Annotated in this window: 15 protein-coding genes; 10 read left to right on the top strand and 5 right to left on the bottom strand. The window is 69.4% G+C overall.

Annotation, left to right across the window (positions count from 1 at the left end; all coding sequences use genetic code 11):
- Nucleotides 1–570: 570 nt before the first annotated feature.
- Complete coding sequence (locus ACFU5F_RS27285) at nt 571–2,001, top strand: endo-1,4-beta-xylanase (RefSeq protein WP_383892454.1); 1,431 nt, start codon at nt 571–573, stop codon at nt 1,999–2,001.
- 172 nt (nt 2,002–2,173) lie between these two features.
- Nucleotides 2,174–3,472 (top strand): RICIN domain-containing protein, encoded by a 1,299-nt coding sequence (locus ACFU5F_RS27280; RefSeq protein WP_383892451.1) that lies wholly within the window; start codon nt 2,174–2,176, stop codon nt 3,470–3,472.
- A gap of 96 nt (nt 3,473–3,568) precedes the next feature.
- Here the strand turns inward: ACFU5F_RS27280 and ACFU5F_RS27275 are convergent, their stop codons facing one another.
- Complete coding sequence (locus tag ACFU5F_RS27275; protein WP_383892423.1) at nt 3,569–4,795, bottom strand: metallophosphoesterase; 1,227 nt, start codon at nt 4,793–4,795, stop codon at nt 3,569–3,571.
- 519 nt (nt 4,796–5,314) lie between these two features.
- Between ACFU5F_RS27275 and ACFU5F_RS27270 the strand changes: the two genes are divergently transcribed.
- Both ACFU5F_RS27270 and ACFU5F_RS27265 read left to right on the top strand, forming a co-directional pair.
- Complete coding sequence (locus tag ACFU5F_RS27270; RefSeq protein ID WP_383892420.1) at nt 5,315–8,152, top strand: carbohydrate-binding protein; 2,838 nt, start codon at nt 5,315–5,317, stop codon at nt 8,150–8,152.
- Nucleotides 8,153–8,181: 29 nt separating this feature from the next.
- The gene (locus tag ACFU5F_RS27265; RefSeq protein WP_383892417.1) at nt 8,182–9,894 is read left to right on the top strand and encodes a ThuA domain-containing protein; all 1,713 of its coding nucleotides are present in this window, start codon (nt 8,182–8,184) and stop codon (nt 9,892–9,894) included.
- A 58-nt stretch (nt 9,895–9,952) separates the two neighbouring features.
- Here the strand turns inward: ACFU5F_RS27265 and ACFU5F_RS27260 are convergent, their stop codons facing one another.
- The 3 genes from ACFU5F_RS27260 to ACFU5F_RS27250 all read right to left on the bottom strand — a co-directional run bounded on the left by ACFU5F_RS27260 (nt 9,953) and on the right by ACFU5F_RS27250 (nt 16,433).
- Nucleotides 9,953–11,287: a ricin-type beta-trefoil lectin domain protein gene (locus tag ACFU5F_RS27260; protein WP_383892448.1), complete on the bottom strand. Its 1,335-nt coding sequence runs from the start codon at nt 11,285–11,287 to the stop codon at nt 9,953–9,955.
- Between the two features lie 28 nt (nt 11,288–11,315).
- Nucleotides 11,316–12,809 (bottom strand): arabinofuranosidase catalytic domain-containing protein, encoded by a 1,494-nt coding sequence (locus tag ACFU5F_RS27255; protein ID WP_383892414.1) that lies wholly within the window; start codon nt 12,807–12,809, stop codon nt 11,316–11,318.
- 69 nt (nt 12,810–12,878) lie between these two features.
- Complete coding sequence (locus tag ACFU5F_RS27250) at nt 12,879–16,433, bottom strand: ThuA domain-containing protein (RefSeq protein WP_383892411.1); 3,555 nt, start codon at nt 16,431–16,433, stop codon at nt 12,879–12,881.
- A gap of 653 nt (nt 16,434–17,086) precedes the next feature.
- Between ACFU5F_RS27250 and ACFU5F_RS27245 the strand changes: the two genes are divergently transcribed.
- The 6 genes from ACFU5F_RS27245 to ACFU5F_RS27220 all read left to right on the top strand — a co-directional run bounded on the left by ACFU5F_RS27245 (nt 17,087) and on the right by ACFU5F_RS27220 (nt 25,080).
- Nucleotides 17,087–18,616 (top strand): sugar ABC transporter ATP-binding protein, encoded by a 1,530-nt coding sequence (locus ACFU5F_RS27245; protein WP_383892408.1) that lies wholly within the window; start codon nt 17,087–17,089, stop codon nt 18,614–18,616.
- Nucleotides 18,613–19,584 carry an ABC transporter permease gene (locus ACFU5F_RS27240; RefSeq protein WP_383892405.1) on the top strand — a complete coding sequence of 324 codons (972 nt, stop codon included), beginning with the start codon at nt 18,613–18,615 and terminating at the stop codon, nt 19,582–19,584. Before ACFU5F_RS27245 ends, ACFU5F_RS27240 begins: the two co-directional genes overlap by 4 nt.
- Before the next feature lies 1 nt (nt 19,585).
- Nucleotides 19,586–20,554 carry an ABC transporter permease gene (locus ACFU5F_RS27235; protein WP_383892401.1) on the top strand — a complete coding sequence of 323 codons (969 nt, stop codon included), beginning with the start codon at nt 19,586–19,588 and terminating at the stop codon, nt 20,552–20,554.
- 22 nt (nt 20,555–20,576) lie between these two features.
- Nucleotides 20,577–21,749, top strand: coding sequence for an ABC transporter substrate-binding protein (locus ACFU5F_RS27230; RefSeq protein WP_383892397.1), 1,173 nt, complete (start codon nt 20,577–20,579; stop codon nt 21,747–21,749).
- Between the two features lie 4 nt (nt 21,750–21,753).
- Nucleotides 21,754–22,632, top strand: coding sequence for a sugar phosphate isomerase/epimerase family protein (locus ACFU5F_RS27225; protein WP_383892394.1), 879 nt, complete (start codon nt 21,754–21,756; stop codon nt 22,630–22,632).
- A gap of 144 nt (nt 22,633–22,776) precedes the next feature.
- On the top strand, nt 22,777–25,080 hold the full coding sequence (locus ACFU5F_RS27220) for an RICIN domain-containing protein (protein WP_383892445.1): 2,304 nt from the start codon (nt 22,777–22,779) through the stop codon (nt 25,078–25,080).
- Nucleotides 25,081–25,440: 360 nt separating this feature from the next.
- On the opposite strand, the gene ACFU5F_RS27215 is transcribed toward ACFU5F_RS27220, so the two are convergent.
- Entirely contained in the window at nt 25,441–26,211 is a 771-nt protein-coding gene (locus tag ACFU5F_RS27215; RefSeq protein WP_383892391.1) for a FadR/GntR family transcriptional regulator, read from the bottom strand.
- Nucleotides 26,212–26,260 lie beyond the last annotated feature (49 nt).

The raw sequence follows: 26,260 nt of genomic DNA, 5'->3' as shown, positions 1-26,260 counted from the left end.
GGTGAGGCGACGCCGATGAACAGCGGAGCGGTCGTACCGGGAAGTAAGGAACGACTTCGAAACATTCGAAGCGCAAGCCGAACCTTTGACGCCACAAGCTAGGAATGAGGGCTCCTTCGGTCAAGGGCTCTCGCCGATCTGTCTACAAACAGCTCCTCGTGGCGCATCGGAGGCTTTGCGGCAAGGCGCGCCAATTCAAGGGGAATGGAGCGAAGGGGAGTCGAGTGAGCGATGTTCGATCGCTCGACGTGTTTCCGAAAGATTCGAACCTACAACAGAAAGTTTCTCTGTGATGAGTATTGACGATTCACTGTCAATCCCTCAATCATCCCTCTCTGAGTGACCGACCGTGGTTCGGGATCCCGGACCATGTCGCCCCGAACGGCTGTGCCGCACGGCCGATCCCGCACCGCCGCACGCGGATCCGCGGATCCGTCCTTCGGAGCACCGGCGCCACCCCGTTCGCGGCTGCCGACCCGGCGAGCCGCGAGGGAGCACCCCCATGCCCCTATCGCCACCGCCCGCGCTTTCGATCCTTCCGTGATGTCCACCCTGTCTGGAGGCACAGTCATGGGCTCCTACGCCCTTCGCGGACCCGACGTCCGCCCCAAGATCCGCGGTCTGCTGCTCACGCTGCTCGTCACCGTCCTCGGCACGGTCGCCGCGCTCGTCGCGCCACCGGCCGCACACGCCGCCGAGAGCACGCTCGGTGCCGCCGCGGCACAGAGCGGCCGCTACTTCGGCACCGCCATCGCCTCCGGCCGGCTGGGCGACTCGGCGTACACGACGATCGCGAACCGTGAGTTCAACTCGGTGACGGCCGAGAACGAGATGAAGATCGACGCCACCGAACCGCAGCGGGGCCGGTTCACCTTCGCCGCCGCCGACCGCGTCTACAACTGGGCCGTGCAGAACGGAAAGCAGGTACGCGGCCACACCCTGGCCTGGCACTCCCAGCAGCCCGGCTGGATGCAGAGCCTCAGCGGCAACACCCTGCGTCAGGCCATGATCGGCCACATCAACGGCGTGATGGCCCACTACAAGGGCAAGATCGCCCAGTGGGACGTGGTGAACGAGGCCTTCGCCGACGGCAGTTCGGGAGCCCGGCGCGACTCCAACCTGCAGCGCACCGGAAACGACTGGATCGAGGTCGCCTTCCGCACCGCGCGCGCCGCCGACCCGGCCGCCAAGCTCTGCTACAACGACTACAACGTGGAGAACTGGACCTGGGCCAAGACCCAGGCCATGTACGCCATGGTCCGGGACTTCAAGCAGCGCGGCGTACCGATCGACTGCGTCGGCTTCCAGTCCCACTTCAACAACGACAGCCCCTACAACAGCAACTTCCGCACCACACTGCAGAACTTCGCCGCCCTCGGCGTCGACGTCGCCATCACCGAACTCGACATCCAGGGCGCCTCGGGCACGACCTACGCCAACGTGACCAACGACTGCCTGGCCGTCCCGCGCTGCCTCGGCATCACCGTCTGGGGCGTGCGCGACACCGACTCCTGGCGAGCGGAGCAGACGCCGCTGCTGTTCACCGGCGGCGGCGCCAAGAAGCCGGCCTACACCTCCGTCCTCAACGCGCTCAACGGCGGCACCCCCACGCCCCCCGCGGACGCCCGACCGGTCAAGGGCGTCGGATCGGGACGCTGCCTGGACGTGCCCGGTGCCGGTACCGCCGACGGAACCCAGCTCCAGCTGTGGGACTGCCACAACGGCACCAACCAGCAGTGGACGTACACCGCCGCCGGCGAGCTGAGGGTCTACGGCAACAAGTGCCTGGACGCCGCCGGCACCGGCAACGGCACCAAGGTCCAGATCTACGGCTGCTGGGGCGGCGACAACCAGAAGTGGCGCCTCAACTCCGACGGAACCGTCGTCGGCGTCCAGTCCGGCCTCTGCCTCGACACCGCCGCGGGCGGCACCGCCAACGGCACCCTGATCCAGCTCTCCTCCTGCTCGAACGGCAGCGGCCAACGCTGGTCCCGCGCCTGAGGAGACCCGGTAGGGACCTGACGGGCCTCACAGATCTCACAGATCTCACAGATCTCACGGATTCCACGGATTTCACGGATTTCACGGACGAAAGGGTGAACCGATGAAGACCCACGGTGCGGCACACCCAGCCGCTCCAGCACGACACCGCTGGTGGTCGCGGGTCGCCGCACTGGTGGCGGCGACCCTCGCGATCGGCATGCTCGCCGCGGTGAACCCGACGCCCGCCGAGGCGGCGACGGTGGACACCAACGCCTGGTACGTCCTGGTCAACCGCAACAGCGGCAAGGCACTGGACGTCACCGGCGCCTCCACCGCCGACGGCACGCGGGTCAGCCAGCGGACGCGCAACGACGGCACCCATCAGCAATGGCGGTTCACGGACTCCGGCGACGGCTTCTACCGTCTCAAGGCCCGGCATTCGGACAAGGTCCTCGACGTGGCCGGCGCCTCCACCGCGGACGGTGCCGCGATCCAGCAGTGGGCCGACCACAACGGAGCCAACCAGCAGTTCCGCCTGGCCGACTCCGACGCGGGCCACGTCCGGCTGATCAACCGCACCAGCGGCAAGGCGGTGGAGGTGCAGGGCGCCTCCACCGCCGACGGCGGCAACGTCGTCCAGTACACCGACTGGGGCGGCGCCAACCAGCAATGGCAGATGGTCAAGCTGTCGTCCGGCGGCGCGGGCGGATGCGGCAACGCCCCGGCACTGGCGAGCGGTACGCACACGATCCAGAGCGGCGGCAAGAGCCGCAGCTTCATCCTCAGGGTTCCCGCCAACTACGACAACAGCCGCCCCTACCGGCTGATCTTCGCCTTCCACTGGCGGGGCGGAACCGCGGGCGACGTCGCCTCCGGCGGCACCAGCGGAAACGCCTGGTCCTACTACGGCCAACAGGAGCAGTCGAACAACAGCGCGATCCTCGTCGCGCCCCAGGGCCTCGGCAACGGCTGGGCCAACGCGGGCGGTGAGGACGTCACCTTCGTCGACGACATGATCCGACGGATCGAGGGCGGCCTCTGCGTCAACCCCGCCCAGCGCTTCGCCACGGGATTCAGCTGGGGCGGCGGCATGAGCTACGCACTCGCCTGCAGCCGGGCGAACGTCTTCAGGGCCGTCGCTGTCATCTCCGGCGCCCAGATCAGCGGGTGCGACGGCGGCAGCCGGCCCGTCGCCTACCTCGGCATCCACGGCGTCGGCGACTCCGTCCTCAACATCGCGCAGGGACGGTCCCTGCGCGACCGGTTCGTCGGCAACAACGGCTGCACCCCCCAGAGCCCGCGCGAGCCCGCGCCGGGCAGCCGCACGCACCTCACCACCACCTACTCCGGCTGCCGCGCCGGATACCCGGTCCAGTGGGCCGCGTTCGACGGGGGCCACATTCCCGGCCCGGTCGACGGCTCCTCCGGCGAAAGCGGAGTCACCACCTGGACCAAGGCAGAGATCTGGAGGTTCTTCGCACAGTTCTGATCACCCGCCCGCACGATGGGGTGGAGCCAGGCCGATCCTGGCTCCACCCCCCCGTCGATGTCCGTCGTCCGTTCGCTTGTCATCCGTCGCCCGTTGTCACGGTGAGGCGGGCGGCTGCGGGGAGCGGAGCACGAGCAGAGTGATCTCGCTGGGCGCGAAGACACGGAACGGAGGACCCCAGAAGCCGGTGCCGCGACTGGTGTAGAGGAGGGTGCGGTCGCCGTGCCGACTGAGGCCGGCGAGAGCGGGCTGGTCGAGGCGGACCAGGTGGTGGAAGGGCCAGATCTGGCCCCCGTGGGTGTGGCCGGAGAGCTGGAGGTCGACACCGGCGGCCGCCGCCCGGTCGACGAACGTGGGCTGGTGTGCCAGGAGCAGGACCGGCAGGTCGGGGTCGGCGCCGTTCAGGGCTCCGGCGAGGTGGGCGCGGTGGCCCGCCAGGCCGGAGGACTCGGCGGTGACATCGTCCACACCCGCGACCACGAGGGTGTCGCCTCCGCGTTCGAGCAGCAGATGGCGGTTGCGGAGCGGTTCCCAGCCCAGCTCGTCCATCAGATCGACCCAGCCCTGGGCCTCGCTGTAGTACTCGTGGTTGCCGGTGACGTACACCCGGGCCCGGGTCGCCCGCACGGTACCGAGCGGGACGGCCTGCGCCCGGCGTCGCTCGGCCGTGCCGTCCGCGATGTCGCCGGTGTGACAGACCAGGTCGGCTTCCAGGGTGTTCACCGTCTCGCACACCCGCGCCGACCAGCGGGCGCGATCGAGCGGGCCGTAGTGGGTGTCCGTGACGAGGACGACGCGCAGGCCGTCCAACCCGGCACCCAGTCGCGGGAGTGGCACGTCGAGCCGGCGCACGCGCGGCACACGGCGAGCCTCGGCATACCCCCAGGTGAGCAGGACGGCGGCCACGCCGACGACGGCCCAGGTGACGATCCTGGCCCGTTCCTCGCCCTCACCGACGCCCGCCACGCCCAACGCGAGCCGCAGCAGGACCCCCAGCAGCACCGACCAGGTGAACAGCACCCAGCTGACACCCAGCAGGCTGTCACCGACGATCGCCGCCCGGTCCTGCTGACGCCGGCCGTGACCACGCGCCATCGCGAACGGCATGCCGACGAGACCGAGGACGAACAGCGCGGTGCCGATGAGCGTGACGGGCAGCGGCCAGTGCTGGCCGGTGTGCAGAAGCACCCAGCAGGGCACCACCCACAGCAGCACGGGCGCGATCAGGGGGAGGTAGCGCATCAGACGATGCAGCCGGCTCCGCCGAGGCCGCGGAGCCTTGGTCTCGCCTTCGACGGATCGGGTGTCGCCGACGTCGCTCACGCTTCCCCCCACGGGCCGGGCCGCTGTCCCCGCGCAGGCTATCCGGTCGCCGCCGGGCCGACGCGACGGGTCCCCCTGACGGAACAAGAGAGCAGGCTGGCCAAAAGGCCCCTGCCGGGGGTGAAAACGACGAGTGGACCGAGGCCCGCCGCGGCCGCGACCTGCCGGCCGGTGTCCGTCTCCACCCGAGCGACGGAGAAGCGTCGAGACCGTCTCGTGGGTCGCGTCTCTGAGCTCCGTAACCAGCTCTAGAACCCGACCGGTTCGGAGGGAAGTGTGGACACGTCGGGCTGAAGTCTCCTAGCCTTGCTGACGGACCATCACGGTCGTCGATGTGACCCGACAGCGCGGTAGCCATCGACTCCCGGTGTTTTCCGAGCGGTTGCCCCCGCTCGGCGTAGTGGCCCGCTGACGCACACCTGGCGGGCCGAAGCGGCGACATCCCGCTACGGCATCGGCGCGGCAGCGCGCGCCCCAAGCCTGGCAGTCATCTGTTCAGGAAAAGGGGACGTAATTGTCATGGTCATGAACATCGAAAGGGCTGCGGCCGCACGTTGGCCGGCCATCGCTTCGGCTCTGCTCCTGGTCGCGGCCGCTCTCATCGCGAACCTGTCCGGCGCGACGCCGGCTTCGGCGCACCCGATCAACGCCTCCGACTTCCAGCAGGTCCAACTGGCCCGCGGGGTCGCGGAGGTCGGTGAGCCGATGTCGTTGGCCGTACTCGCGGACCGGTCGGTTCTGCACACCGCTCGCAACGGGACCGTACGCCGTACAGATGCCAACGGCACCACCAAGGTGATCGGCAGCATCCCCGTGTACGCGCATGACGAGGACGGTCTGCAGGGCATCGACATCGATCCGGGTTTCGCCACCAACCGGCACATCTACCTCTACTACGCCCCGCCGCTGTCCACACCAGGAGGCGACGCACCGACCACCGGCGGCAACTGGGCGGCATGGCAGGGTGTCAACCGGCTTTCCCGGTTCACGCTCAACGCCGACTTCACACTCGACCAGTCCAGCAAGGTGGACATTCTCGACGTGTCGGCGGACCGGGGCATCTGCTGCCACGCCGGCGGAGACATCGACTTCGACGCGGCAGGCAACCTGTACCTGTCCACAGGCGACGACACCAACCCGTTCGAGTCCGCCGGGTACTCCCCACTCGACGAGCGGACCAACCGCAACCCGGCGTTCGACGCGCAGCGTACAGCCGCCAACACCAACGACCTGCGCGGCAAGATCCTACGGATCAAGGTGAACGAGAACGGGTCGTACTCGATCCCGGCAGGCAACCTCTTCCCGCCCGGCACGGCGAGGACCCGGCCGGAGATCTACGCGATGGGCCTGCGCAACCCCTTCCGGATGAGCGTGGACAAGGCCACCGGCACCGTCTACGTCGGCGACTACGGCCCCGATGCCGGTGCCACCTCGGGGCGCGGGCCGCAGGGCCAGGTCGAGTTCAACCGCGTCACGGGCCCGGGCTTCTACGGCTGGCCCTACTGCACCGGCACGAACACGAGCTCCGAGACGTACGCCGAGTGGGACTTCGCCACCAACACGGCGGGCGGGAAGTACAACTGCTCGGGCGGGCCGACGAACAACTCGCCCCGCAATACCGGCTTGAGCACCCTGCCCCCCGCCAAGGCCGCCTGGATCCGCTACGGCGGCGACGCCGGCAGCCCGCCGGCGTTCGGCGGTGGCTCGGAGTCGCCGATGGCGGGCCCGGTGTACCGGTACGACCCCGACCTCAGCTCGCCCACGAAGTTCCCGCAGTCGTTCGACGGGCAGTTCTTCGCCACGGAGTTCGGCCGCGGCTGGATCAAGCCGATCCACCTCAACGCCGACGGCTCCCCGGGGACCATCGACAGCTTCCCCTGGACCGGCAAGCAGGTGATCGACTCGGCGTTCGGCCCGGACGGCTCCTACTACGTACTGGACTACGGCGCCGGGTTGTACCAGGGCGACCAGTACTCCGCCCTGTACCGCTTCGACCACGTCGGCGGCGGCAACCGGGCGCCCACGGCGGTGGCCGGCGCCAACCGGACGTCCGGCGCGGCGCCGCTGACCGTGACCTTCTCCTCGGCCGGCTCCTCCGACCCTGACGGTGGGGCACTGACCTATGCGTGGAGCTTCGGTGACGGCACCAGTTCCACCGCCGCCAACCCGACGAAGACGTACGACACGAACGGGAACTACACGGCCACGCTGACCGTGCGCGACCCGCAGGGTGCCACCGGCACCGCCGACGTGCGGATCACCGTCGGAAACACCGCGCCGACCGTGACCATCAACAGACCCGCCGCGGGGGAGATCTTCGCCTTCGGCGACACCGTGCCGTTCAGCATCACCGTGACGGATCCGGAGGACGGCACCGTCGACTGCGCCAAGGTCAAGATGACGTACATCGTCGGTCACGACAGCCACGGGCACCCGATCACCTCGAAGACCGGTTGCTCCGGGACCATCACCATCCCGGTCGACGGCGAGCACGACGACGCGGCGAACATCTTCGGGGTCTTCGACGCCGAGTACACCGACAGCGCCGGGCTCACCACGCACACACAGCACATCCTGCAGCCGAAGCACCGGCAGGCCGAGCACTACGAGACGTCGTCCGGCATCGCCACCCTGGACAAGTCGACCGCCGAGGGCGGCAAGTCCGTCGGCGACATCGAGAACGGCGACTGGATCGCGTTCGAGCCGTACAAGCTGAGCAACGCCACGTCGTTCACCGCCCGGGTGTCGTCAGCCGGCGCGGGCGGCACGTTGCAGGTTCGGGCCGGCTCGCCGACCGGCACCGTTCTCGGCTCCGCCACCGTCCCGGTCACCGGCTCGTGGACGAACTTCACCACCGTGGGCGGTTCGATCTCCGGTGCACCGGCCGGCACCACCACGCTCTACCTGACCTTCGCCGGCGGCTCCGGATTCCTCTTCGACGTCGACGCGTTCACCTTCGACACCGGGGGAGGCCCGTCCGCGGGTCCGATCGTGGGGGTCGCGGGCAAGTGTCTGGATGTCCGTGACGGTGGTTCGGCGGATGGGACGGCGGTGCAGATCTCGTCCTGTGCGGGGTCGGCGAGGCAGCAGTGGACGGTGGCGCCGGGGTCGACGGTCAAGGCGTTGGGCAAGTGCCTGGACGTCAGCGGCAACAGCACGGCGGACGGGGCGAAGGTCCAGTTGTGGTCCTGCAACGGTGGTGCCAACCAGAACTGGCAGGCCCACCCGGACGGGTCGCTGCGGAACCCGCGGTCGGGCAAGTGCCTGGATGTGTCGGGCGCCAACTCCTCGGACGGCACCCTCGTGAACCTGTGGTCCTGCCACGGCGGCGCCAACCAGAAATGGACCCTGCCCTGATGTCGGTCACCAAGAAGGGAGCGACGCACATGCGCAGACAATTCCGAACCCTGCTCGGTGGGGCGGCCACGGCACTCGCCACGCTGGTCCTCCTCGGGCAGCCCCACCCCGTCCACGCCGCGGACACGTCCTACGACGTCCTCGTGTTCTCCAGGACCGCCGGTTTCCGGCACGACTCGATCCCGGCGGGGATCCAGGCCATCCGCGACCTCGGCGCGGCGAACAGTTTCACGGTGACGGCCACGGAGGACGGCAGCCACTTCACCACCGGCAACCTGAGCCGCTACGAGGCGGTGGTCTTCCTCAACACCACCGGCGACGTTCTGAACGACGCCCAGCAGTCGGCGTTCCAGTCGTACATCAGCACGGGCGGCGGCTTCGTCGGCGTCCACTCGGCCGCGGACACGGAGTACAACTGGCCGTTCTACGGGGAGCTGGTCGGCGCCTACTTCGCCTCGCACCCCGCTGTCCAGCAGGCCAACGTCAAGGTGGAGGGGCGGGCGCACGCGGCGACCGCCCACCTGCCGCAGACCTGGACCCGCACCGATGAGTGGTACAACTTCCGGACCAACCCCCGCACCACCGCGCGCGTGCTCACCACGCTGGACGAGTCGTCGTACTCGGGCGGCTCGATGGGTGCCGACCACCCGCACAGCTGGTGCAAGACCCACTCGGGTGGCCGGGCCTTCTACACCGGCGGCGGGCACAGTCAGGCGTCGTACGCGGAGCCGGCGTTCCGGGCGCACCTGCTCGGTGGCATCCGGTACGCGGCAGGCCGGACCAAGGCCGACTGCCGGCCCGAGACCGGCTATACGGCCCTCTACAACGGCTCGACCACCGGCTGGTCGCAGGCCGGCCCGGGCGGCTTCACCAACGCGGACGCCACCCTCGCCTCGTACGGCGGCATGGGCATGCTCTGGTACAGCGCCCGGCAGTTCACCAACTACTCGCTGAAGCTGGACTGGAAGATGCCCGGCGACGACAACTCCGGCGTGATCGTGGGCTTCCCACCGACCAACGACCCGTCGTCGGCACTGGACAACGGCTACGAGGTCCAGATCGACGCCACCGACGCACCCGACCGCACGACCGGCTCGATCTACGCCGTCAAGGCCCCCGACACGGCTGCCCGGGACGCGGCGCTCAACCCACCGGGCGAGTGGAACACCTTCGAGGTGCTGGTGGAGGGCGAACGGCTCCAGGTCTGGCTCAACGGCATGAAGATCAACGACTTCACCAATACCGACCCCGCCCGCTCGCTCGCCGGCCACGTCGGCATCCAGAACCACGGCACGGGGGACGACGTGTCGTTCCGCAACGTCCGGCTCAAGGACCTGGGCGGCAGCCCGCCACCCACCCCCGGCGCGGGTCCGATCGTGGGGGTCGCGGGCAAGTGTCTGGATGTCCGTGACGGTGGTTCGGCGGATGGGACGGCGGTGCAGATCTCGTCCTGTGCGGGGTCGGCGAGGCAGCAGTGGACGGTGGCGCCGGGGTCGACGGTCAAGGCGTTGGGCAAGTGCCTGGACGTCAGCGGCAACAGCACGGCGGACGGGGCGAAGGTCCAGTTGTGGTCCTGCAACGGTGGTGCCAACCAGAACTGGCAGGCCCACCCGGACGGGTCGCTGCGGAACCCGCGGTCGGGCAAGTGCCTGGATGTGTCGGGCGCCAACTCCTCGGACGGCACCCTCGTGAACCTGTGGTCCTGCCACGGCGGCGCCAACCAGAAATGGACCCTGCCCTGAGCTGACACGGCACGCCGCAAGGGCCACCTCCCCCAGGGGAGGTGGCCCTCTCGTGCGTCTAGGCTCGCGCCCAGCGCTGGTTGGCGCCGTCGTGGCAGCCCCACACGACGACAGCGGAGCCGTTGGCGGTGCTCGCGCCGTTGACGTCCAGGCACAACCCGCTCTGAGCGTTGCGGATCGTGCCGCTGCTGTTGAGGGCCCACTGCTGGTTGGCGCCACCGTTGCAGTCCTGGATCTGGACCCGCGTACCGGCGGCGGCGTCGGGCGGAACGTTCAGGCACTTGCCCAGCACCTGCAGCGCCTGACCGTTCTGGGTGAACTGCTGGTTGGCGTTGCCGTGGCAGTCCCAGATGATCATCGGTGTGCCGTTGGCCGCGTTCGCGCCGTTGACGTCCAGGCACCGCCCCGAACCCTCGTTGCGCAGCCGGAACGTCGTCGGATCCGGCGGGGCGGGATCCGAGCCGTCGAGCTGCGTGAAGAAGTTCCACACCACCGCCCGGGTCCACGACCTCTCACCCGGTTCGAAGTCACCCGCCGAGCCGTCGACCGGACCGGGCGTATGACCCGCGTCGTACGCGGCCCATGCCACGGGGAAGCCGGCGCGGCACCCCGAGTAGGTCGTGACGACATGCGTGAGGCTGCCCCGTGCCGGCTCCGGCGGGTTCTGGGGAGTGCAGCCGTTGTTCCGCACGAACCTGTCACGCAGCGAACGTCCCGTGGCGATCGGGAGCACCGGGTCCCGCAAGCCGTGCAGTCCGATGTACGCGACCGGCTGGGTACCGCCGTTGCACCCGCTCAACTGCCCGCCCGCGTACACGGCGACCGCGCGGAACACGGTCGGCCGGGCGCACGCGAGTGCGAAACTCATGCCGCCGCCGTAGCTGAAACCTCCGGCGAAGCGCTGGGTCGTGTCGACACACAGGCCCGCGTCGATCTGCCTGATCATGTCGTCCACGAAGGTCAGATCCTCGCCGTTGGAATTGGCCCAGCCGTTCCCGAGGCCCTGGGGCGCGACGAAGATCGCGCTGTCGTTCGAGATCGCCCGCAGGCCGTAGTACGACCAGGAGTACCCGCTGGTTCCGCCCGAGTCGACGTCGCCCGCGGTACCGCCGTTCCAGTGGAAGCCGAAGACCACTCGGTACGGCCGGTTGTTGTCGTAGTTGGCGGGGACCCGCAGGATGTAGTTCCGCGTCCTGCCGCTGCTCTGGATCGAGCGCGGACCACTCGACAGCGTGGGGGGCTTGCCGCATCCGGCGCTCGGGGCGGCGGAGGGGGCCTCGGCCGCGGCGGCGGACGTCAGTCCGATGCCGCTGATACCGGCCGCGGCGAGTAGGAGGGTGAGGGCCACGGCGATCGATGTGCGCCATCGGTGATGGTTGTTGCCTTGTCGCATCATGTTTCTCCCTTCATGGATGAGCAACTCAGCGGTAGCCGGCGGCGACGATGTTGGCCTGTACCGCGTTGTCGGTCGCGTCGGACGGGTAGCCGGACACCATCGCGCCCTCGTAGAAGGTGCCGGCGCTGAGGTTCGCGCCGCCGCCGGGCTTACAGCAGTCACCACCGCTGCCGAGGATGATGGCGCCCTGCTTCTTCATGGGGCTGTAGCCGGGCGGAAGCGCGCCGTCCCAGAGCGTGGTCAGGTTTCCGGCCTGGCCGTTGGCACCCTTCAGCGCGAAACGGCTCGTCCCGTTGTTCTTCAGCATCGCCGTCACGAACTTGCTGGTGAAGGCCCGCTGGTTCGTGTTCCAGGTCTGGCTGCCACCGGAGTAGAGCCCCCATTCGAGGTCGGCCTGGACCCATGGACCGTTGCCGGCGCACCCGCCGAACCAGCACTGGGTGCTGAAATTGATCGCGTCCATCGCCCCGGCCGCGTCGGCCGCTCGGGTCGTCTCACTGTTGCCGTAGTCGAAGCAGCAGCCACCGTTGACATGGGTGCCGCTGGTCACCATGTACATGCCTTCCGGCGCGCTGCCGGTCGGCACGCCGGTCAGGTGGCCGTCCCGCCAGTAGCTGTTGCCGGGGTTGATGTAGAGCGAGTAGGCCTTGCTGCCGCCGACCGTCAGCGACTCCGACGTCGCGGTCGCCGGGCGGCTCTGGGGGGAGCCGGGAACCACACTCGATCCCTGGTACCACAGGTCGTTCCCGCGGCCGGACTGGTCGTGGACGACGGTGATGACACAGGTGGTCCCCGCGCAGAACGAGTCCTGCGTCGCCGCGTCGGCGGCACCCCCCGCGCTCCGGACGCCGATGTTCCGGGTCGTGCTGTCGGACGAGCGCCGGACCTGGTAGAGGGTGCCGCTGTAGGTGCCGTAGAGCGCTCGTACGGTGCTGTGGGCGGCGATGCAGGGGGTGCCGCCCGAGGCGTAGATGTCGCACGTGCCCGCGCCGCCCGGCACCGGTGGGTCCGGCGGCGGGGTCGGTGAGCTCCACTGCTGGTTGGTGCCGCCGTGGCAGGACCAGAGGATGGCCCTGGTGCCGTTGGCGGTGCCGCCGGCGTTGGCGTCGAGGCAGAGTCCGGACTGGACGCCGGTGATGGTGCCGTTGGGGTTGACGTTCCACTGCTGGTTGTTCTGGCCGTTGCAGTCCCAGACGATGACGGGGGTGCCGTTGGTGGTGCCGCTTCCGCTGGCGTCGAGGCATTTGTCGCCGTGGACGGTCAGTTGTTTGCCGGTCGTGTAGGTCCAGGTCTGGCCGGCCGCGCCGGTGCAGTCCTGGAGCTGGGTCTGGGTGCCGTTGGTGGTGCCGGCGCCGGGGACGGTCAGACAGCGGCCGGACTGCGCGCCCACGATGGGGGCGCTCTGCTCGGGCTCGATCGGTGCCGCCACCGCGGTGGCGCCGACGGCGACAAGCACCAGGGCGGTGGCCGGCGCGGACAGACGTCCGTACCGACGGGGCCGAGGTATGCGAAACACCATGGCGGTTCCTCACCTGGTCGTGGGAAGGGATGCCCGGCGCGCGACCACGCCGGGCATCCACCGGAGGGGCTATACGGCGGTGAACCGCCACTGCTGGTTGGTGCCGCCGTGGCAGCTCCATTGCAGGAGTCGTGCGCCGTCGGCCGTCGAGCCGCCGTTGACGTCGATGCACAGCCCACTGGGGAGGCTCTTCATCGTGTACACGCCCGCCGTGGTCGACGGGGTGACGAGGAACTTCTGCGGGTTGCCGTTGTCGCAGGTGGACTGCTGCAGGAACGCGCCCTGGGCGGTGGACCCGCCCGTGACGGCGAGGCACTTGTCGCTGTGCGCCGCCTTCAGATAGACGGCGCCGCCACCGGCGTCGACGGCCTGCCACTTCTGGTTGCCGGCGCCGGTGGCCGGCCACTGGACGACCTGGGCGCCGTCAGCGGTCGAGGCGCCGTTGACGTCCATGAACTTGCCGCTGTGCTGCGCCGCGACCGTCCAGGTCCGACCGGCGACGCCGCCACCGCCGCCGCTGCCCGGTTCGCCGACCCCGTTGCCGCCGAAGGTGAGCGAGTCGAGGTCGAACCAGTTGTTCGAGGTGCCCTTGAACACCAGGTAGAGCGGGTGCGAGCCGGAGAGATCGGCTGTGTTCACCGCCGACGTGGACTGGTAGGTGTTCCAGCCGCCGGTGCTGGGCACCGGTGTCGTGGCCAGGAGCGTGCCGGTCGGGGAGTCGGCGCGCAGTTCGATCGATCCTCCGCCGCTCGGCGACGACAGACGGTAGCGCACGTTCGTGACGCCCGACAGGCTCATGGGCTTGAACGCGATCCAGTCGCCGTCGGAGATGTTGCCGACCCGCTTGCCGCTCTCCGCGCCGGCCTGCTCGACGATCTGCACACCCGACTGGTCCGTGTGGAACTCGGCCTGCTTGTGCTTGGGCTGGAGGATCGCCTGGGCGTAGCCGGTGAGGGGGTTCGCCCCGCCGGGGCCGCCGTTGTCCGTGTAGCGGGCGTTGAGGACGTAGTACAGGTTGGCGCCGTCGGGGTGCCCGCCCAGCAGCGTCGTGTCGATGGTGCCCGAGCACCCCGGATGGTCCGTGGTCTCGTGCTGGTGGTCGTCGTGGCCGAGGGCGGGGTTGACGAACACCTTGGCGCAGTCGACGGGCGCGCCGCCGGGGTCCGAGACGGACACCTTGTACGGGACGCGGTCGCCGAAGTCCAGCATGCCGCCGTTGGACGGAATGGTGAGGGTGACGGTCGGTGCGGTGTTGCCCACGGTGATCGGCACGTTGGCGAAGGCCGTCCTGCCGGTGTTGTCGGTGACCTTGAGCTGAGCGGTGTAGTTGCCGTTGGCGGTGTAGGTGTGGGACGGGTTCGCCGCCGTGGACGTGGTGCCGTCGCCGAACGTCCAGTGGTGGCTGAGCGTGCTGCCGGGATCCGGGTCCGCGGACCCCGCACTGCTGAACTGCACGTTCAGGGGCGCGTCCCCGTTGGTGGGCGTTCCGGTGGCTTTGGCGATCGGCGACCGCCCGCCGTGGTTGTAGTCGATGCGGTAGAGACCCGAGTCGTTGTTGCCACCGGAGAAGTTGTTGCCCCATTCGAGCAGGTACAGCGAGCCGTCGGGCCCGAACTCCATGTCCATCGGCTTGAGGAACTTGGCGCCGGGCATGAAGGGGTTGGTCCGGGTGACCGCGGTCGCGGAGTCGAAGTGGACCTCCTTGACGGTGTGGCGCGACCACTCGTAGAAGAAGTGGACCCCGTCGTAGTAGGGCGGGAACTTCGTCTCGGACGGATTCGCCGCGTCGTAGCGGTAGACCGGTCCGCCCATCGGCCCCGAGCCACCGGAGCCGAGTTCGGGGAAGTTCGGTGAGACGCCGTAGCCGTACCACATGTTCGGCGCGACGATCGGCTTGAGGCTGGTCAGGCCGGTGTTGTTCGGCGAGTTGTTGACCGGCGCGTTGCAGTTGAACTTGGCGCCGACGACGCCGGTGCTCGGGTTGTACGGCGCGTAGGCCTGGTTGTCGCCGTGGCAGAACGGCCAGCCGTAGTTGCCCGGCGTCTTGATGACATTGAGCTCGACGAGCCCTTCGGGGCCGCGGTTGGTCGTGGGCGGGTTCCGGTCCGGGCCGTAGTCGGCGAGGTAGACCCACCCGTTGTCCGGGTCGATCGAGAAGCGGAACGGGTTGCGGAAGCCCATCGCGTAGATCTCCGGCCGGGTCTGCGCCGTGCCCTGCGGGTAGAGGTTGCCGGCCGGGACGGTGTAGCCGCCGTCGGCCGACGGCCGGATGCGCAACAGCTTGCCCCGCAGGTCGTTGGTGTTGCCGGCGGTGCGGGCGGCGTCGAGATTGGCCTTGCCCTGCCGCCAGTCCAGCGGGGCGTAGCCCTGCCAGTTGGGGTCGAGGTTCGGGGGGACGTCGTCCCCGGTGCCGATGTAGAGGTTCTTGTCGGGGCCGAACTCGATGTACCCGCCCGTGTGTCCGGGCTCGGCGAACGTGCGGTCACGGGTCGCGGGGATGTCGATGATCGTCACCTGGCTCGACATGTTCAGGGTGTCGCCGGTGAGCGTGAACCGGGAGACCCGGTTGATGTCGTTCGGGACTCCGGCCGGGGAGTGATACAGGTACACGTGGCCGTTGTCGTCGAAGTCGGGGTCGAGCGCCAGTCCGGTGAGGCCGTCCTCGCCGCCGGTGTACACGCTGAGCGTGGCGGCTGTCACGGTCCGGTTGGTGGTCGGTTTGAAGATCTTCAGCTGCCCGCCCCGCTGGACGTAGAGGACCCGCCCGTCCGGGGCGACCGCGAGGGCCATCGGGTCCGCGGTGTTGTCGTCGAGGGTGCGTTTCTCGAAGTTGCTCCACACGGTGCCGCCGCAGTCGCCGGGCTCCTTGCCCGCCGCCCACTTGACGCCCCCGAGGACGTGGTTGCGGAAATGGGTCTCGCTGTACGCCGCGCTGGTGTGCCCCATGCCGGTGGCCCACACGCGGCCGCCGCCGGTGTTGCGGCACCAGGAGATGGGGTGGTCCGGCCCCATGGCGCGAGGGCCGGGGTTGTACGTGCGCTCGTCCGCGGTGACCAGGACATGGACGTCGCCGCGGGGGTTGCGGTCGAAGTTGTACCACTCCTCGCTGCGGTTCCAACGGTCCGGCAGGCCGGCCGTCGACGGGTGTTTCTTGTCCGCGACGATCGCGGTGCCGCCCAGCACGCCGGGGGAGTGCTCCGGCATGTGCGCGCCACCGTTGATGGTCTGGTCCCACCACGGGTACTCGTTCTCGATGCCCATGTCCGTGGCGTTGTGGATCGCGACGATGCCCTTGCCGCCGGCCAGGTAGCCCTCCACCGCCTGACGTTGGGACGCCGTGGTCCACACCATTCCCGAGGTCTGGAACATGATGAGTACGTCGAAAGTGGCGAGATTCGCCGGGGTGAAGACGCTTGAGTCCTCGCTGTGGACCAACTCGAAGTTGTTGGCCGCCGCCTGCTCCCGGAACATCGCCAGGCCGGCCGGGATCGAATCGTGCCGGTAGCCGACCGTCTTCGTGAAGACCAAGGCCCGGAAGGCCGGCGCCGCTGACGCCGGTTGGGCGACGACGAGCGACAGGAGCACGCTCGCGATCGCCCCGAAGATGAATGTGATGCGACGCATGCCGTCTCCTATTCGGCGGAGCAACGATGGCATGACCACGGGCACGCGCCGGCCGCACCTCCGATGCGCCGGAATGCCTGCGCGCGTCGGAGGCGTGCGTGTGCCGTCAGCTCGTCGTCCCGTCCGCCGTGACGGGCAGTCAAGTCCCTACGGAAGAGAGGGGGGCGTCACACCGGATGCGACCGTCTCCCGTGGTCTGCCGGTCAGCATGCAGCGGGGTTTCGCAACAGTCAATATGGATGGGGTGCGGCTGATTCCATAACACATTTCTCGCATCATTCTTCGTGGTTCTGTCGTCCTCATGGTCCGGTGCGCGACTGTCGTCGGGTCGATCCCATAACGTTTTTACGCATCAGTCGGTGTGGTTCGGCGCGCGACTGTGTACGGGGCGATTCGATAACAGATTTTGGCGTATCAATTACTGTCGATCGATCGCCGGTTCGCATGGAATGGCCGGCGCCTATGGTATTGCCAGGCGCTCGTCGAGGCATTTACCCTCGGGGCGCGATGTCGCCGTTGCGCCCCGCGTAAGTTCGAGGCAATTCGACGATAGCTCGCGGGCGAGAGCTGTCATTCCATGCCCGGCCTTACCCGGACGATTCAGCTATCGGTGACTCGTTCCTGCTGACGACGCGAATGTTGAGGGTCCCACGATGTCTGGCCTGCTGCCGTCGCCGCTGCTCGCTCTGCGAGGCATCGGCAAGTCGTTCCTCGGCGTGCGGGTGCTCGACGGCGTCGACCTCCAGGTACGGCCGGGCGAGGTGCACGCGGTCGTCGGCGAGAACGGTGCCGGCAAGTCCACGCTCATGAAGGTGGTGTCCGGCGTCCACCAGCCCGACGAGGGAACAGTCGAGTTCGCCGGCGCGCCGCGGACGTTCCGCAGCCCGCGTGAGGCCCAACAGGCCGGTATCGGCATCGTCCACCAGGAGTTGACGCTGCTGCCCGAGCGCACCGTCGCGGAGAACGTCTGGCTGGGCCGCGAGCCCCTGCGCCGTGGGCTCGTCGACCGCAGAGCGATGCTCAGCCGCACCGCGGGGCTCCTCGCCTCCATCGGGGAAGGCTCGTTAGCGCCCGACACACGCGTGGGACGACTCGGCGTGGCGCACCAACAGGTGGTCGAGATCGTCAAGGCGCTCGCCCTCGACGCGCGGCTGCTCATCATGGACGAGCCCACCGCGGCTCTCGCCGACCACGAGGTCGACCAGCTCTACGCGCTCGTACGGCGGCTGCAGGAGCACGGGATAGGCGTGCTGTACGTCTCGCACCGCCTCAAGGAGGTCTTCGACCTGTCCAGCCGGATCACCGTGCTCAAGGACGGCCGGGCGGTGGCCACCTTGGACACCACGGACACCAGCGCCGATCGGCTGGTGCGCCACATGGTCGGCCGTGAGCTGTCGAGCCACTACCCCGACCGGGCGAAGCCGCAGGAGCAGGGCCCGGTGCGACTGACCGTCCGGGGCGGAGGCAACCGGAAGCTGCGCGGCATCGACCTGCGGCTGCGCGCCGGCGAGGTGCTCGGCGTCGGCGGCCTGCAGGGCTCCGGCCGGTCGGCGCTCGCCCGCGCACTGTTCGGTGCCGCACCGTTCAGCACCGGACAGGTGGCCGTCGACGGAGCCCCCCTCCGGCTGCGCTCGCCCCGCGCCGCCATGCGGGCCGGTATCGCCTACGTCTCCGAGGACCGCAAGGGCGAGGGGATCGTCGCCGAGCAGTCGGTGCTCGACAACGCACTGTTGGCCGTCCGCGCCGTCCGCGCCGTCCGTGCCGTCCGCCCTGGCCGGGTCGGCCGCGGTGCCCGGACCGCGCGGGTCCGGGAGCTTCTCGCGGCCGTTGAGCTGCGCGCCGCGGGGGAGGACCAGGAGATCCGTTTCCTGTCCGGTGGCAACCAGCAGAAGGTCGTGCTGGCCAGGTGGCTCGCGCTCGCCCCGAGGATCCTGATCTTCGACGAGCCGACCCGGGGCATCGACGTCGGCGCAAGGTCGGCGATCCACGGTCTCGTCCGCCGGCTGGCCCGCGACGGCGCCGCCGTGCTGATGGTCTCCTCCGAGCTGCCCGAACTGCTCGGCATGAGCGACCGGATCATCGTCATGCACGACGGCCGGATCGCCGGCGAGCTGCCCGCCGGCGCGACGGAGGAGGATGTCGTCGCCCTGGCGGTCGGCACCGCGCGGGAGGCGGCCGGATGAGCGGCGCGCTGTCCCCGCCGGCCCGGCGGACCCCGCCCGGTGTGTTCGTCGCCCTGTCCCTCACCCTGGCGATCGGTTGGCTCGTCGTCACGGTCGACGGCGGCCGGCTGTTCAGCCTGCCGACGACGGTGAGCCTGCTGCACGTCGCCGCCGGTCTGGGCCTCGTCGCGGTCGGCCAGACGCTGGTCGTCGTCGGGGGCTCGCTGGACCTGTCCGTGGCGTACGTGGTCAGTCTGAGCACCCTCGTCGCCGCCGAGGCCATGGCCGGTGACGACGGTGCGCTGCTGCCGGCGATCGGCCTGACACTCGCCGTCAGCGCCGCGATCGGCCTCGTCAACGGCCTGCTCGTCACCATGGCGCGGATCAACCCCTTCATCGCGACCGTCGGTGTCGGACTGCTGCTGAAGGGATACCTCGACAACGGATACGACGGGCCGGCCGGCAAGACCGCACCCGCCCTGGTGCAGGGCCTGGGGTACCAGCGCGTCGGCCCGGTTCCGCTGGCGTTCCTGCTGCTGCTCGCCGTCGCCGCGGCGGCCTGGTTCGTGCTCGCGCGCACCCGCTTCGGCCACCACCTGATCGCCGTGGGAGGTGACCCGGAGGTCGCCCGGCTCTCCGGCGTGCGGGGCAGCCGGGTCCTCGTCACCGCCCATGTGCTGTGCGCCCTCTGCGCGGGCCTCGCCGGGGTCTACCTCGCCAGTCGGCTCGGCGCCGGCGCACCCAGGGTGGGCACCGAGGGACTGTACGACCTGGAATCGATCGCGGCGGTGGTGCTCGGCGGCACCGCCCTGGCCGGTGGGCGCGGCGGCGTCGTCGGCACCGTCGGCGGCGTGCTGCTGCTCGCGAGCATCGACGCCGTCTTCAACCAGCTCGACGTCGACGTGTTCTTCAAACAGGTGATCCGTGGTGTGATCATCATTGCGGCGGTCGCCGTCTACGCCCGCCGGGCGATGCGGAAGGCGTCCTAGCATGCGGATCGCGCGCCCACTGCGGCCCGGGTTCCGCTCCGGCGGTCTCGCACCGATCATCGTGATCCTGGCGGTCCTGCTGGTTCTGCTGAGCGCCCGCCAACCGGACTTCTTCTCGCCGCCGTCGCTGATGTCGTTCCTCGGCCGCTCCGCGCCGATCGTCCTGCTCGCCGCCGGCCAGTACTTCGTGATCGTCTCCGGCGAGCTGGACCTGTCCGTCGGCTCTCTGGTCACCGCGCAGGTGGTCGTCGCCGCCCGGCTCATCGACGGCGATCCGTCGGCCGGCTGGCCCGTCGTCGTGCTCCTGCTCGCGTTCGGCGTCGCCGTCGGCCTCGTCAACGGCCTCGTCACCACATGGCTGCGCGTGCCGTCGTTCATCACGACCCTCGGGATGTTCCTCATCCTCGTCGGTGCCGTGTACCTGTGGTCCGACGGTGCCCCGAAGGGCGGCCTCTCCGAGGAGTTCCGTCGGCTCGGCCGGTCGGGCTTCGAGAACGTGCCCGTGCTGGGCCGGGTACCGTACGCCCTTCTCGTCCTGCTGGTGGCGGCCGCTCTGGCGCTGGTGCTGACGCGTTCGGACTTCGGCCGCACCCTGGTCGCCGTCGGCGGCAACCCGCGGACCGCCGAGCTCAGCGGCGTGCGCGTGGGGCGCGCCAGGACCATGGCCTTCGTCCTCAGCGGACTCGCCGCCACGCTCGCGGCGATCCTTCTCGGCGGGTACAGCGGAGTGTCGTTCCAGGCCGGTGCCGGCCTGGAGTTCGGCGCGATCACCGCGGCGGTCCTCGGCGGTGTCGCTCTGGGCGGGGGCCGGGGTTCGGTCGTCGGCGCGATGCTGGGCGCGTTGACCCTTGAGACGCTCTTCACGCTCATGAACTTCTACGGCGTCTCCGGCGCCCTCGAACCGGCCGTCCAAGGCGCGATCATCCTGTTCGCCGTGGCGGCGGCGTCCTTCCGTGTCCCGTCCAGATGAAGGGGATCCAGTGAGGCATTCCATGACGGTGCTGGTCGCGAGCGCCTTACTGGTGCTGGCCGGCTGCGCCACCGACGAGCCCACCACCGGCGCTTCGAGTTCACCCTCCGCAGGCACCGGGTCGGGCACCGGGGAGCAGTCGAAGTTCTTCGTGCGGGCCGACTACGACCAGCAGCTCGCCCTCCTGGACACCGCGCCCACCGGGCCCGCCGGCAAGCCCTGGGAGCAGGCGCTCGACCCGGCGATGGTGGAGACCGCGAAGTTCAAGAAGCCCGGACCGCACAAGATCTGCTTCTCCAACGCCGGGCTGAACAACCCATGGCGCCAGGTCGGTTTCACGACCATGCAGGCCGAGGTCGACACGCACCGCGACCGCATCTCCGAGTTCGTCCACGTCGACGCCGAAGGCAAGGACCAGAAGCAGATCGCCGACATCAACGACCTGCTCGGCAAGGGCTGCGACGCGCTCATCGTCTCGCCGAACACCACCGCGACGCTCACCCCGGCCGTGGAGGCCGCCTGCCAGAACGGCCTGCCGGTCATCGTCTTCGACCGGGGCGTCGACACGACCTGCCCGGTGACGTTCATCAACCCGATCGGCGGCTACGGATTCGGCCATGTCGCGGCGGAGTTCGTCACCCGGAAGATGAAGCGGGGCGGCAAGGTGCTCGCGCTGCGCATCCTGCCCGGCGTCGACGTGCTGGAGACCCGGTGGGCCGCGGCGAAGGTCGCCTTCGACGAGGCGGGCGTCGACGTCGTCGGTGTCGAGTTCACCGACGGCGACCCGGCCAGGACGAAGAAGATCGTCAACGACTACATCCAGCGGTACGGCACGATCGACGGCGTCTGGATGGACGCCGGGGCGGTCGCGGGCGCGGCGGTCGAGGCGTTCGAGGACGCGGGAAAGCCCGTGCCGCCGATCAACGGTGAGGACCAACTCGACTTCCTCAAGCTGTGGAAGGACAAGAAGCTCACGGCGATCGCCCCGACCTACCCGACCTACCAGTGGCGCACCCCCGTCATCGCCGCGCTGAAGATCCTGGACGGCGAGCAGGTACCGAACCCGTGGAAGCTGCCACAGCCGACCATCACCCAGGACGACCTGGACGAGTACGTCGACCCCACCATGCCGCCGCTGCACTACGCGATGTGCGGCTGCACCGACCTGCCCGGCTACCCGAAGCGCTGGAAGTAGTCCGGTGTACACCATCGGTGTCAACCCGTGGGTCTGGGCCTCGCCGGTCGACGACGAGGCCCTGGCCGAACTGGTGCCGCGGATCGCCGCGTTCGGTTTCGACGCGGTCGAGCTGCCGATCGAGCGACCCGGCGACTGGGACCCGGCACGCACCCGGGACCTGTTGGCGGCGTACGGCCTGCGCGCGGTCGGCGTCTGTGCCGTCACCTCGCCCGGACGTGACCTCGTGAACGCCCCACCGGAGGTCGTCGCCTCCACCGCGGCGTACCTGCGCACGTGTGTGGACCGTGCGGTGGCCGTCGGCGCGCCCTGTGTCGGCGGCCCGGTCTACGCAGCGGTGGGGCGGACCTGGCGGATGTCACCGGTGGAGCGCGCGGCCTGCTACGCGGACGTCCGCCGCGCCCTGGAGCCGGTGGCCGACTACGCGGGGGACCGGGGCGTGAGCATCGGCGTGGAGGCCCTCAACCGCTATGAGACGAGCGTCGTCAACACGGTCGAGCAGGCGGTGGAGCTGATCGACGGCCTGCCCGCGAACGTCGGTCTCATGCTCGACACCTATCACATGAACATCGAGGAGGCCGACCCCTACGAGGCGCTCGGCACGGCCGGTCCGCACATCAAGCACGTCCAGGTCAGCGGCACCGACCGCGGCGCCCCGGGCACCGACCACTTCGACTGGCCGCGCTTCCTCGCCGACCTGGCCACGACCGGCTACGGCGGCGCGCTGTGCATCGAGTCGTTCACCGCGCAGAACGAGGCCATCGCCACCGCGGCCTCGATCTGGCGGCCGCTCGCCCCGACGCAGGACACCCTCGCCCGTGACGGGCTGTCCTACCTCCGAACCGTCCTGCACGGACTGGAGAACGCCCCCTCGACCGGGTGATGGGGGTGGCACCGGTATCCGAAAGACGTCCTACGTCCTCTGCATCGGGAACCGCCACAAGGAGAAAACGTGTTCAAAGCCCGCACGATACGAAGGCGGCTTCTCGCCGTAGCCGCCGCACTCGGTTCAGCCGCGACCGCCGTGATGGCGTTCCCCGCGCCCGCATCCGCAGCCGCGCACACCGTGTACGTCTCGCCGTCCGGCACCGGCACGGACTGTTCCAGCGCGCAGCCCTGCTCGTTGACAGCCGCGCAGGCGGCGGTGCGATCGCTCAACGACGGCATGTCGGACGACATCGTGGTGCAGTTGGCGGACGGTGTGTACCGACTGGCCCAACCCTTGCGGCTGACAGCGGAGGACTCCGGTTCAGGCGGCCACACGGTCGTGTGGCGAGCCGCCCCGTCGGCGCGTCCGGTGATCACCGGTGCCCGGGCGGTCACCGGCTGGTCGGTGGCCGACACAGCCAAGAACATCTATAAGGCCGACGTGCCCGCCGGTCTCGATGCCCGGCAGCTCTATGTCGACGGCGCCGTCGCCACCCGGGCACGCACGCAGGTGAACAGAGCCGATTTCACCGCCTCCAGCACCGGAATGAGGTTCTCGGGCGGAGCACTGAGCTATCTGAACAACCTGGCCGACCAGAGCCGGATCGAGGTGGAGAGCATCAACTCCTTCACCGACCGGTACTCGCCGGTGCAGAGCATCAACGCGAACTTCATCACGATGCAGCAGCCGGCGTGGAACAACAACAACTTCGGCTACGACACCCTCATGCGGCCACACCGGGCCGGCCCGTTCTACCTGACCAACGCGTACGAGTTCCTCGACTCGCCCGGTGAGTGGTACCTCAACCCCAGGGCCGGAGCCCTGTACTACATCCCCCGGCCCGGGCAGAACATGAGCTCGGCCGGCGTGGAACTGCCGACGCTGCAGTCGCTGGTGAACGTCGGAGGCACGTACGGCGAGCCGGCGCACCACCTCACGTTCAGCGGGATCACCTTCACCGGGACGAGCTGGCTGGGCCCCAGCAGCAACCAGGGTTACGCGGACCAGCAGACCGGCGCGTACCTGGCCGGCGACTGGAGTTGGCCGGGCTTCGACTCCTGCCACAACGGCTGCACGCAGTTCGAGGCCGCCCGGCCGCACTGGCGCCAGATGCCGGCCGCCGTGCAGGTATCCGCCGCCCACACCATCACCTTCACCGACTCCCGGTTCATCAACCTGGGCCAGACGGCCATCGGTATCGGCAACGACGCCAACGCGCACGCCAGCGGCGTCGGCCTGGGCGCCGGCAACATCACGGTGACCCGGTCGGAGATAGCCCGGAGTTCAGCCGGTGGCATCCTCGTGGGCGGCGTGCGCGCCGACGCCCACCACCCCGGCGACCAGCGCATGGTCAACAGGGACATCACGATCAGCAACAACCGCATCCACGACCTCGGGGCGGACCACCGGGGCATCGTCTCCGTCCTGACCACGTACGTCACGAACAGCACCGTCGCCCAGAACGAGGTCTACAACATGCCGTACTCCGGCATGTCGATCGGGTTCGGCTGGGGTGCCAACGACGCGGGCGGCAGTAACCACTACGCGGGCCGCGGCCTGTACAACTACCAGCCGCGCTACACGACGCCGACCACCGCGTCCAACAATCGGCTCGTCGGCAACTACATCCACGATGTCATGCAGCAGATGAACGACGGTGGCTGCATCTACACGCTCGGATGGAACCCGAGCGCGCTGATCAGCCGGAACCACTGCCTGCGGACCAACGGACACTTCGGGTTGTACTTCGACGAGGGCTCGAAGTACTACAAGGCCGACAACAATGTCTTCTCGAGCACCGGTACGTGGGCGACAGCCAACTACTGGGGTGGCGAGAACATGGGGAACTGGACCGTCACCAACAACTGGTCGACCAACGGCAGTACGAACGTGACCAACGGGGACCGCGGCAACGTGGTGTCCGGTAATGCCACGGTCACCAATGGCAACTGGCCTTCCGGTGCCCAGGACGTGATCGCGTCCGCCGGACCGAAGGACACCACCCCGCCGCCGACAACGGCTCGGGAGATCGTGGGCGCGCAGTCCGGCCGCTGTCTGACCGTCCCCGGCGCCGGCACCACCAACGGCACCCAGACCCAGCTCCAGGACTGCACCGGCGCGGCCGGCCAGACCTGGACCCACACCATCGGCAAACAACTGACCGTCCACGGCGACAAATGCCTCGACGCCAGCGGAAGCGGCACCACCAACGGCACCCCCGTCATCATCTGGGACTGCAACGGCCAGAACAACCAGCAGTGGAACGTCAACCCCAACGGCACCATCACCGGCGTCCAGTCCGGACTCTGCCTCGACGCCAACGCCGGCGGCACCGCCAACGGCACCAGGATCATCCTCTGGTCCTGCAACGGCGGCACCAACCAGCAGTGGGCACTGCGATAGCGGCACCGACGCCCCTCCGCTCCTTCGGGACAGGAGCGGAGGGGCGGCAGCGGGCCCCGAGTGGGGTACGGGCCGGGTACGGGCCCCCGCCGCGCCTCGGTGGATCCGCGGATCCGTGGACACCTGCGGAATGCGGCGGCACGCCACCGCCGGCCCCTGCCCCTCGTCGCGTGGGCCCCTGGACACCAAGCCGGTGACTCCGGTCCTGTCCGGTTGTTCAGCGGGGTGCGCCCGGACCCGGACGGGTGAAGTGGCAACAGCACCGGCACAGCCGGCGTCTCCGCCCACCAGCGAGCTGCACGCCGATGCTCTGCCATCTCGACCACAACGGCTCTTGCACGGAGATCCGTCGGAAGGGCCCTAACGCCGCAGCCGGGTCGGCTCGCCCGGCCCGCTGCGGCGCACCACCCATGCCTCGGTGATGTGGGTGAACATCGCCTCGGCCGCACCCTTGGGGTCGTGCCCGGCGATCCGCTCGTAGATGCGCCGATGGCCCTGGTTGGACGCGACGCACAGGGCGCGGCCGGTTCGGCCCATGTAACGGGCGGAGTCGATGACCTGGCGCTCCAGCGAACGGACCACGGCACGGCCGATGCGGTTGCCCGACGCCTGCATCACGGTGTCGTGGAACGCCCTGTCCTCTTCGTGGTACGAAGCGGGGTCGTCGACGAGCTCATCCATCCGCTCCACCAGACCGCGGAGCCGGTCGATCACCTCCGCGCTCGCCAGGCGGGCGGCGACGTTGGCCATGTCGGACTCCAGCACGCGGCGGGTCGCGACGAGGTGATCGAGGATGGCCAGGCTCTCGTCCTCGGCGATGGACGCGCCGAGGACCAGTTCGTCGAGCATGTTCCACATCGTCGGCGGGGTGACCATCGTGCCGGCGCCTTGGCGGACCTGCACCAGCCCCTTCTCCTGAAGGATCTTCACCGCCTCGCGCACCACGGTGCGGCTGACCGAGAAGGTCGCGCAGAGCACGGGCTCAGGGGGCAGTGGCGAACCGGACGGATGGACTCCACGGACGATCCGCTCCACCAGCTCAGCCGTGACCGCCGCGGCAAGGTTCGCCGGGCGCCGACTCCAGGCGGGGACCTCGGAGGCCCCTGCGGATGACTGCGGTACTGCCGTCATGACACCCCCCGGGACCCGCCGTGCCACGGATTCCGGCCCACTATACGGC

The sequence above is a fragment of the Streptomyces sp. NPDC057438 genome (assembly GCF_042802995.1).
Taxonomy (GTDB): Bacteria; Actinomycetota; Actinomycetes; order Streptomycetales; family Streptomycetaceae; genus Streptomyces.
This window is presented reverse-complemented; position numbering and strand designations above follow the sequence as displayed.